Raw genomic sequence first — 8,577 nt, 5'->3', positions numbered from 1 at the left:
CAGCTGGCGCGGTTCGGGCTGGACGCGGCCGGCATCGCCACCGCGGGACAGCAGCTGCTGGCAGCCGTCGGCCGGGCGGGGCCGGTGCAGCGGCTGGCCGTTACGCGCGCGTCCGGTGGCTGAGGCCGGGGTTACAGGTAGACGTTGAGGTTCTTCGACAACAGCGTGTTCTGGTCCAGCGTGATCTTGCGCCGGGCCAGGCGCAGGCCGTCGGCCGTGCGCCGCAGCAGGTCCTCGCGTGCCGCCACCAGCCAGTACTCCTCGCGCTCCAGGCGGTTGCGGTAGACCAGCACGTTCGAGCGCACGGCGACGGTGTCCGGCGCTTCGCCGGGCACGGCCTCCACGTTGGTCACCAGGTGCCGGTAGCGCGTGCGCGGATTCTCGGACCAGGCCGTGCCGGTACCCAGACGCGCCACGCGCTGGCGCAGCGTGTCCACGGTCTCGTTGTAGAAATACATCCGGCGCGGGTCGTCGGGCGCCTCATCGGCCCGGAACACGGTTTCGCGCGCCGGCATCCAGTAATGCAGGTCCGGCGCCAGCAGGCTGAACCAGGTGTCGTAGTCCTCTTCGTCCAGGGCACGGGCTTCGCGTACCAGAAAGCCGTAGGCCTCGTGCCACAGCAGCAGGGTGTCGATGGCGGCGGTGCGGTCCATGCGGGGCTCCGGTTCAGCGGCGGTGCGGGATGTCGGCCCACGAATCGGCCGTCATGAAGTCCATCCAGCGCCGGTAGAAGGCGAGCTGATTGACGTCCGAGTACATCGGCCGGCTGACGTTGCCCGGCAGGTCCGGGTCCGGGCCGGCACTGCCCACGCGAAGGCCGTAGTGCAGACGCTGTTGGCGTGTGATCACGCCCTCGTTGGCCTTGGTGGCGTTCTCCCAGTTCTCGCCGTCGTCCATCTCCATCACGCCGCCGGGCGAGAAGGTCTGGGCGCACGAGTGCAGCACGGCGTCGCGCACGTCGTCCGGCATGTCGCTGTTGACGATGGTCCAGGCGCGCAGCTCGATACGCCGCGGCCCCTTGGGCAGCCACACGCGCATGGTGGCGATGCCGGGCAGGAACGAGAAATTCGGAAACACCGTGGCCGATATCACCGAGCCGAAAATGCGTCGCCCGCGCAGCTCGCCGAGTCGACGGACCATCGCGTCGCGCTTGCGTTCGTAGTAGGCCAGCACGTGTGGTTTGTTCATGAACGTCAGGCCCAGCGTGCCGATGCCGTCGACGCCGCCCTCCCAGCCGTGGCCGTTGGCGTTGGCGTGGAACGACAGCGGGTCCACCGGCATGTAGTCCGGTACCGGGTGGCCGGCGGTCATGGCGCGCGAGCCGGAGTCGTGGGTCCACGAGGCGTGCAGCGAGTCGCCGATGAAATTCTCGGCGCCGAACTTCCAGTTGCAGTCGAACTCGTTCTTGATGCAGCCACCGATGAACTCGGTGCCGGCGTCGGTCTGGTCGAGCACGATGTCCAGATACCAGCGGTAGTCCCCGAGGAAGGTATCCAGGGAGGGCGCCTCGCTGTCGAAGCAGGCGAACACCAGGCCCTTGTAGGTTTCCACGCGGGCGTTCAGCAGGCCCCATTCGGACTTGTCGATCCAGCCCTCGTAGTGGCTTTCCTCGTGCATGCCCAGCAGCGCGCCGTCGCTGGCGAACGACCAGCCGTGGTAGTTGCAGGTGAAACGCCGGGCGTGGCCGCGGTCGGCGAAGCAGATGCGGTTGCCGCGGTGCGGGCAGGAATTGAGAAACACACGGATCGCGCCGTCCGTGTGCCTTGCCACGATGACGTTGTCCTGACCCATGTAGGTGGTCAGGAAGTCACCGGGCCGGGGAATCTGGCTTTCGTGGGCCACGAACAGCCAGCTGCGGGCGAACAGTCGCTCCAGTTCCAGCTGGTAGATGTCCTCGTCCCAGAAGATGCGCCGGTTGACCGAACCGTTTCGGAAGTCAACCAGATCGTTCAGAACATCGGCGGCAACACGCGCATCCATGGCGTTCTCCTCGCTCGTCCTTGATCTTGCCGCATGGTATCCAGCGCCCGCGGGAAAGTAAACGCACGTTCGGTACCGTGCGTGGACGTGCGGTCAGAACGCGCCGTGGCGGTGCTCCAGCAGCCTGGCCGCGGCGCGACGGCCGAAGAACTGGCGCTCGAAGTCGAGGTCTTCCTGCAGTTGGCGCAGGCGCGCCTCGATGGTGGCCAGTTGCGCGAAGGCGATCGGTTGCAGCTTGCTGGCGCGGCGCAGCTGCTCCATGGCCATTTCGAGGTGACCGTTCTGTACGTGGTACTCGGCGCGCATCTGGTAGGCCTCGATGCGGTCGCCGCGCTGTTCGGCGGCGCGTGCCAGCAGTTCCAGCACCTTTGGTGACGGATGTTCGCGACGGGCCTGGTCGATCAACAGGGCGCGCGTGGTGGCCGGTTCGCCGGCGCGCAGCTCCGCCTCCCCGAGCAGGCGCAGCAGCGCCTGCTCGCCGGGATAGAGCCTGAGGTCGTCACGCGCCAGCTCGCGCGCGCGGGCCGGCTGGTTGATTGCCAGGGCCCGTTCCACCTCGGCCACCCGATAGGGCAGGAAGTCCGGATCCTGCGCGCGCAGTGCGGCCAGTACGTCGCCGGCCTGGTCGCCGCGGTCGCTGCGCAGCAGCGCCAGTGCCTGGCCGTAGCGCCAGGCACGTGCCGCCATCGGCTGCTCGGGCATGGGGTTTTGTGCGTAGTAGCGCAGGGCGTCGGTAGCCGAGGCCGCCGTCAGAACCCGCACCCGTTCGCGCATGTGCTGGAACATGCCTCGATCCGGAAGCCGGCGGCGCGGTGCTGCCGCCGCCCGGTCCCGCGCCTCGGCGACGCGGTTCAGTGTGACGGGGTGGGTGCGCAGGAACTCCGGCAGTTTCTCCCCGGCCGAGAAACGCGCTGCCTGGTGCATGCGGCCAAAGAAATCGGCCATGGCGCGGGCGTCGAAGCCTGCCGCAGCAAGGGTCTGGATGCCGATGCGGTCGGCCTCGGCCTCGTTCTGGCGGGTGAAGTCGATGCGGTTCTGGACGGCGCCGGCCTGCACCGCGGTGATGGCGGCGGCGCCGGCATCGGCACCGCCGTAGGCGCCCAGAATGATGGCGCCGAGCATGGCGGCGATGGTGGGCACGCTCATCCGCTGCTGGTGTTCGAGCGCGCGGGGCAGGTGGCGCTGGGTGACGTGGGCGATTTCGTGGCCCAGCACGGACGCCAGTTCGTCCTCGCGCTCGGTGGTCAGGATGAGCCCGCTGTTGACGCCGATATAGCCGCCGGGACCGGCGAACGCATTCAAGGTGGGGTCGTGCACGACGAAGAAATCGAAACCGCGCTGGGCGTCGCTGCTGTTGCGGCTCAGGCGCAGCCCAAGCCCCTGGACATAGCCGTTGACCAGTGCGTCATCCAGTACGGTCATGTTCTGACGTACCTGGCGCATGAAGGCGACGCCGATCCGCTGTTCGATCTGGCCCGACAGCAACCCGCCGGCGGCATCGCCGATTTCCGGCAACTCGATTTCGGCGCTGGTGCCGGGCAGGCACAGCGTCAGGCAGAGCAACAGGAGCAGTGGGCGACGGGGCATGGCAGCGGGCAGCGGTGGGCAGGCAGTGGGCGATACGAAGCGTTGAGACAGTATGCTTTAGCGCAAGTTACGCCAGTGCATGTCCGTCATGAGTGATTTTTCCCCCTTGCCGACCGCCGACCAGGAGCTGGATACCACCGGTCTGCTGTGTCCACTGCCGGTACTCAAGGCGCGCCGGGCCTTGAACACGATGCAGTCCGGGCAGTGTCTGAAGGTGATCGCCACCGACAGCAAGGCGCCGGGAGACTTCGCCGCGTATTGCGAGCAGTCCGGCGACAGCCTGTGTGGCGTGGTACCGGACGGCGAGCGGTACCTGATTGTGGTCAGAAAGCGCTGAGCGTCAGCCCCCTCCGCCGCGCAGCAGTTGGTGCGCGTAGATGAGCAGCATCAGCACCAGCAGCGTGACGACCCACATCAGCGCATAAACCCGTGTCGCGCGCTTGGCGCGCTGCTGTTCGAACCAGGTGCGCGGATACACGCCCTTGACCAGAAACACCACGTTGCTGGCGAGGTTCACGCACACCAGGTTCACCGCCAGCAAAAGGCCGGAACCGGCTGCCAGCACGAGCTGGCCGCTGCCTAGCATCAAGCCAAGCGTGACCGCCGGTGGCAGCAGTGCCACGGCGACCATGACGCCCACCAGCACGCTCGAAAGTCCGGTGGTCAGGGACAGCACGGCCGCGGCGCCTGCGGCCAGCGCCAGTGCGACCGAATCGAGTCCGACCCGGGTACGGGCCAGCAGTTCGGTGCCGGACGTGTCGAACACCCGCAGCGCACCGATGCCGGCGGCCAGGGCGACCACCAACGCGATGCCCACCAGGCTGGCCAGGGTTGCCTTGCGCATGAGCGCGGCGTCACCCAGCGCCGTGCCGAGACCGAAGGCAATGTTCGGGCCGAGCAGCGGTGCGATGACCATGGCGCCGATGACCACCGCCACGCTGTTTTCGATCAGGCCGATGGAAGCCACCGCCGTGGACAGCAGCACCAGCACCAGATAGTTCGCATCCAGACGGGTGTTTTTCTCGACCCCGGCATACAGCGCCTCACGCGCTGCAGTGGCGGAGTCTTCCTGTTCGCGTTCCTCGCGGGCGGGCGCGGGCAGAGCGATTTCCACCGGCAGCACGGTGATGCGCGTTGTCGGCTGCGTGCCGAGCAGGGTCTGCAGGGCGTCCAGGGCCGGCTGCAGCTTGTCGTCGGACACCAGCAGGCGCAGAGCCAGGGTGTCGTCGCTAGCTGCGGGGCCGACGCGGCAATCGGTCAGTTCCAGTTGCTCGGCGATGGCGGCGACGGTGTCGGCGCAGCCGGCTGCGCCGATGACTTCGACATATTTCATGTGTCGGGCGGGGTGGTGGTGTTGCCTGCCGTGCCGGCTGCAGGATGGGGAGCAGCCGTCCGTCAGTCGGACAGAAAGGCATCCTGCACTTTGGCCACGCCGTACACGTATTGCAACACCGGAACGTCGATGCCGAGTTCGGTCGCTTTGTCCAGGTAGGGTTTCAAGATGATGTCCACCTCCATCCGGCGACCCCGGTGCAGGTCCTGGTGCATCGAGGTGCGGCCTTCGGTTTCGCCGCTGGCGCGGGCCCGCTCGCGAAAGCGAACCCCGACGTCCATCATCAGGTCAACGGCCTGGTCCAGGGGCAGGCGGTCGAATTCCCGGAACTGGCCCATCGGCGCGTAGAAGTTTTGTGGCTGATAGCCCATGGCCTTGTAGACCTTGAGGAAGTCGCGCGCCAGCATGACGTAGTTGATGGCGCCCTGGCGCACCTCCAGTCCGTCCGGAAAGGTCAGGGGCAGCCCGAGCGTACTCACAGACCAGCCCGACGCGGTGCCGATCTGCATCAGCTTTTCCCACAGCACTTGTTGGATGTCGGCCACGGCGCGGGTGCCAAAGCCAGCGTTCTGGAACGCGGCGGCCACGGCCTCGATGCGCGGCGTGATGCCGCCGTCGAGTTCGCCGAAGTAGGCGGTGGTCGGTGTGGTCAGCCCCGCCAGCGCATGGCCGGGCTCCAGTAGTACGCCACCCTCGATGGTCGAGGCACCGATGACCTTGTCGTGGCCGGCCCACTGGCGCAGCCGCTCCTCCTTGCCGATGCCGTTTTGCAGCGAGCAGACCATGCTCACGCGGTCTTTCAGCGACGCCGCTTCCGCCAGGGCGGTCTCCGTGTCCTTGGCCTTGGTGAGCAGGATCATCAGGTCGAATGCACCGTCGGCCTGGTCCGGGTGCGTCACGCAGGTGAGGTTGTCGCGTACCTGGAAATCGCCGTAGATGCCACTGATGCGCAGGCCGCGGGCCTTGATCGCGTCCATGTGGCGCGGACGCCCGACCAGGGTCACGTTCTCGCCGGCGCGCGCCAGCATGCCTCCGATGACCGAACCCAGCCCCCCGGCACCGCAGATGACGAATCGCATGGTCTGTCTCCTCGTTTTTTGTGTGTGAACGCGGGGTGGTGTTGATCCCGCTGAGGCGCATTGTGCGGTCATGCTCCGCCGTCGGGGGAGAGGTGCTTGCCCAGGCAGGCTAAAATGGGCTGTTTCAGGGCTGGTGAACGACGCTGGCCTCTTCCCCTACTCAGGTGCACGCCATGTCGAACCAAACGCCCGAAATGCCCGAGTTCAAGCTCGATGCCAACGACCTGTACACCGAAGAGGTGTTTACCGATCGCCGCGTGGGCAGCATCCGCCGCCTGCAGCCGGTCAGCGCGGACGGCCAGCCCGACAGCGGTCGGCCGGTGCTGTATATCGGCCAGACCCAGATCCTGACCCCGATGGGTGCTTTGTCGCTGACCTTCGAGATCGCCGCCAGCTCGCTCAGCGAGGCGCTGGAGCAGTTTCCGGCCCAGGCGCAGCAGGCACTCGAGGAGACCGCCCGTGAATTGCAGGAGATGCGTCGCGAACAGGCGTCGTCCATCGTGGTGCCGGAGCCCGGCGCGGCCGGTGGGCTTGGCGGCGGACTCGGCGGCGCGGGCGGTGGGCGCATTCAGCTGCGTTGACGCGCGGTCGCGCTCACAGCCAGTGCTGTGAAACTGAGCGACAAAGCATTAAAGTTTCCGCTTCGAAGCAGGCAATTAACAGCTGCGTTCCGCTTGGCGGAGCGTCATTCGAGCGCCGTCTCGGGCGGCGCGTGCCGGTTGCCGGGCGTCGTGATCGTTATCAAATCTGGAGGACTTTCCCATGGCCATGACCGGAATTTTGCGCCCGGGTCACGTGCAGCTGCGCGTGCTGGAGCTCGGCCCGGCGCTGCATCACTACAAGGAAATGATTGGTCTGATCGAGACCGCTCGTGACGCCGAGGGGCGGGTCTACCTGAAGGCCTGGGACGAGCACGACCTGTTCAGCATCGTGTTGCGCGAGGCCGACAGCCCCGGTATGGATTTCTATGGCTTCAAGGTGCTGGACCAGAAGACGCTGGAGCACTATGCGCAGCGCCTGACGGATTACGGCGTGGCGATCGAGCGCATCCCCGCGGGTGAGCTGAAGGGCACCGGCGAGCGCGTGCGCTTCGAGACGCCGTCCGGCCACCTGATCGAGCTCTACGCGGAAAAGCAGCACGTCGGAAACGGACTGCCGGACGTGAACCCCGACGTATGGCCGGACGGCCTGAAGGGCATGCACCCGACGCGGTTCGACCACTGCCTGCTCAACGGCGACAACGTTCCCGAAACCGCCAAGCTGTTCCAGGAAGTGCTGGACTTCGATCTGAGCGAGCGCATCGTGGCGCCGGACGGCAGCATGGTGGGTGCCTTCCTGGCGTGCTCTGACAAGGCCCACGACGTGGCCTTTATCCACGAGGACTCCAAAGGCCGTCTGCACCACGTGAGTTTCTACCTGGAGTCCTGGGACGAAATTCGCCACGCCGCGGACATCATGTCCAAGAACTACATCCCGGTGGAGTACGGTCCCGGTCGCCACGGCCTGACGCGCGGTCTGACCATCTATTTCTTCGATCCGTCGGGCAACCGCAACGAGACCTTCCACGGCGGCTACATCCGCTACCCGGATCACCCGGTCATCACCTGGACGCACGAGGAGACGCCCAAGGGCATCTTCTACTACGGCCACAAGATGGTCGAAAGCTTCGTCACAGCCAACACCTGAGGCCGGTCATGACCAAGACCGTGCAACAGACCACGCTGCACTGGCAGGCGGCCATCACGGTGGCCCAGGGCGCGCTCGACAAGGCGCAGGAACTGGGCATTCGCGTGGCGGTGGCGGTCATGGACCGCGGTGGCAACCTGCTGGCCTTTGCCCGTGACCCGGGCGCGCCGTTTCATTCCAGCAAGATCGCCGAGGACAAGGCCACCACGTCCGGTGGTTTCGGCCTGCCCACCAAGCAGTGGTGGCCGGTGCTCGAGGGCATGAACTCGCCGGGCCTGCTGGCCGGTATCGCCGCCGTGCCGCGCATGGTGGTGTTCGGCGGCGGCGTGCCGGTATACGTGGACGGCGAGTGCATCGCCGGCGTCGGCGTGTCCGGTGGCAGCGAGGAAGAAGACGAGATCTGCGCCCGCGCGGGCCTGGAGGCTGCCGGCCTGCAGGCGGAGCCGGGGCAGGGCTGAGAGATGGCGGGCCCCGCTCGTGTCGGGGCTGTCAGCCGGGTAGAGGCACGGCGCCGGCCGGTGCCGTGTTCGGGCCGCCGGGCGACCGGCGGCCACTTCATACGGCGGGTTGCCGCCGTTCAACTGTCAAGCAGCGTCAAAGCATGAAAGAAATCAAGCACTTCATCAACGGCGAGTTCGTCGCCTCCGCCAGCGGTCGTACCTTCGACGACATCAACCCGGCCACCGGCCAGGTGGTTGCCAAGGTGCACGAGGGTGGCAAGGCCGAGATCGACCAGGCGGTGGCCGCGGCGCGCGCCGCCATGAAGGGGCCGTGGGGCAGCATGCCGCTGGCCGAGCGCATGGACCTGCTGATGAAGCTGGCGCACGGCATTCAGGCCCGTGCCGAGGAGTTCGCGCAGGCCGAGGTGGCGGACAACGGCATGCCCATCACGCTGGCGCGCCATGTGAACAT

10 protein-coding genes are annotated in these 8,577 nt (G+C 67.0%); 5 read left to right on the top strand and 5 right to left on the bottom strand.

The annotated features are described in order from the left end of the window. Positions 1 to 131: 131 nt before the first annotated feature. The 3 genes from ABYX71_RS08765 to ABYX71_RS08755 form a co-directional block, all read right to left on the bottom strand. Positions 132 to 653: a 3-phenylpropionate/cinnamic acid dioxygenase subunit beta gene (locus ABYX71_RS08765; protein WP_372696118.1), complete on the bottom strand. Its 522-nt coding sequence runs from the start codon at positions 651 to 653 to the stop codon at positions 132 to 134. A 13-nt stretch (positions 654 to 666) separates the two neighbouring features. Next, the gene (locus ABYX71_RS08760) at positions 667 to 1,980 is read right to left on the bottom strand and encodes an aromatic ring-hydroxylating dioxygenase subunit alpha (protein ID WP_372696117.1); all 1,314 of its coding nucleotides are present in this window, start codon (positions 1,978 to 1,980) and stop codon (positions 667 to 669) included. 93 nt (positions 1,981 to 2,073) lie between these two features. Beyond that, the gene (locus ABYX71_RS08755) at positions 2,074 to 3,567 is read right to left on the bottom strand and encodes a M48 family metalloprotease (protein WP_372696116.1); all 1,494 of its coding nucleotides are present in this window, start codon (positions 3,565 to 3,567) and stop codon (positions 2,074 to 2,076) included. An 88-nt stretch (positions 3,568 to 3,655) separates the two neighbouring features. On the opposite strand from ABYX71_RS08755, the gene ABYX71_RS08750 reads away from it, so the two are divergent. After that, positions 3,656 to 3,904 carry a sulfurtransferase TusA family protein gene (locus tag ABYX71_RS08750; protein ID WP_372696115.1) on the top strand — a complete coding sequence of 83 codons (249 nt, stop codon included), beginning with the start codon at positions 3,656 to 3,658 and terminating at the stop codon, positions 3,902 to 3,904. Between the two features lie 3 nt (positions 3,905 to 3,907). Here the strand turns inward: ABYX71_RS08750 and ABYX71_RS08745 are convergent, their stop codons facing one another. Then, the gene (locus ABYX71_RS08745; protein WP_372696114.1) at positions 3,908 to 4,900 is read right to left on the bottom strand and encodes a TIGR00341 family protein; all 993 of its coding nucleotides are present in this window, start codon (positions 4,898 to 4,900) and stop codon (positions 3,908 to 3,910) included. Between the two features lie 62 nt (positions 4,901 to 4,962). Beyond that, positions 4,963 to 5,979 (bottom strand): ketopantoate reductase family protein, encoded by a 1,017-nt coding sequence (locus ABYX71_RS08740; protein ID WP_372696113.1) that lies wholly within the window; start codon positions 5,977 to 5,979, stop codon positions 4,963 to 4,965. 173 nt (positions 5,980 to 6,152) lie between these two features. Between ABYX71_RS08740 and ABYX71_RS08735 the strand changes: the two genes are divergently transcribed. The 4 genes from ABYX71_RS08735 to ABYX71_RS08720 all read left to right on the top strand — a co-directional run. Next, positions 6,153 to 6,560 carry a hypothetical protein gene (locus ABYX71_RS08735; protein WP_372696112.1) on the top strand — a complete coding sequence of 136 codons (408 nt, stop codon included), beginning with the start codon at positions 6,153 to 6,155 and terminating at the stop codon, positions 6,558 to 6,560. A gap of 181 nt (positions 6,561 to 6,741) precedes the next feature. After that, the gene (locus ABYX71_RS08730; protein ID WP_372696111.1) at positions 6,742 to 7,665 is read left to right on the top strand and encodes a catechol 2,3-dioxygenase; all 924 of its coding nucleotides are present in this window, start codon (positions 6,742 to 6,744) and stop codon (positions 7,663 to 7,665) included. Positions 7,666 to 7,673: 8 nt separating this feature from the next. Next, positions 7,674 to 8,123, top strand: a complete 450-nt coding sequence (locus ABYX71_RS08725) for a heme-binding protein (RefSeq protein WP_372696110.1) — start codon at positions 7,674 to 7,676, stop codon at positions 8,121 to 8,123. 143 nt (positions 8,124 to 8,266) lie between these two features. Continuing rightward, positions 8,267 to 8,577 (top strand): aldehyde dehydrogenase family protein (locus ABYX71_RS08720; RefSeq protein ID WP_372696109.1); only part of this gene is annotated, 311 nt, incomplete at its 3' end.

It is taken from the genome of Immundisolibacter sp., assembly GCF_041625615.1.
Lineage (GTDB): Bacteria > Pseudomonadota > Gammaproteobacteria > Immundisolibacterales > Immundisolibacteraceae > Immundisolibacter.
This window is presented reverse-complemented; position numbering and strand designations above follow the sequence as displayed.

Coding starts and splice junctions, on each gene's coding strand:
- ABYX71_RS08760 (WP_372696117.1), bottom strand. CDS start 1,980: ATGGATGCGCGTGTTGCCGCCGATGTTCTGAACGATCTGGTTGACTTC.
- ABYX71_RS08755 (WP_372696116.1), bottom strand. CDS start 3,567: ATGCCCCGTCGCCCACTGCTCCTGTTGCTCTGCCTGACGCTGTGCCTG.
- ABYX71_RS08745 (WP_372696114.1), bottom strand. CDS start 4,900: ATGAAATATGTCGAAGTCATCGGCGCAGCCGGCTGCGCCGACACCGTC.
- ABYX71_RS08735 (WP_372696112.1), top strand. CDS start 6,153: ATGTCGAACCAAACGCCCGAAATGCCCGAGTTCAAGCTCGATGCCAAC.
- ABYX71_RS08765 (WP_372696118.1), bottom strand. CDS start 653: ATGGACCGCACCGCCGCCATCGACACCCTGCTGCTGTGGCACGAGGCC.
- ABYX71_RS08740 (WP_372696113.1), bottom strand. CDS start 5,979: ATGCGATTCGTCATCTGCGGTGCCGGGGGGCTGGGTTCGGTCATCGGA.
- ABYX71_RS08750 (WP_372696115.1), top strand. CDS start 3,656: ATGAGTGATTTTTCCCCCTTGCCGACCGCCGACCAGGAGCTGGATACC.
- ABYX71_RS08725 (WP_372696110.1), top strand. CDS start 7,674: ATGACCAAGACCGTGCAACAGACCACGCTGCACTGGCAGGCGGCCATC.
- ABYX71_RS08730 (WP_372696111.1), top strand. CDS start 6,742: ATGGCCATGACCGGAATTTTGCGCCCGGGTCACGTGCAGCTGCGCGTG.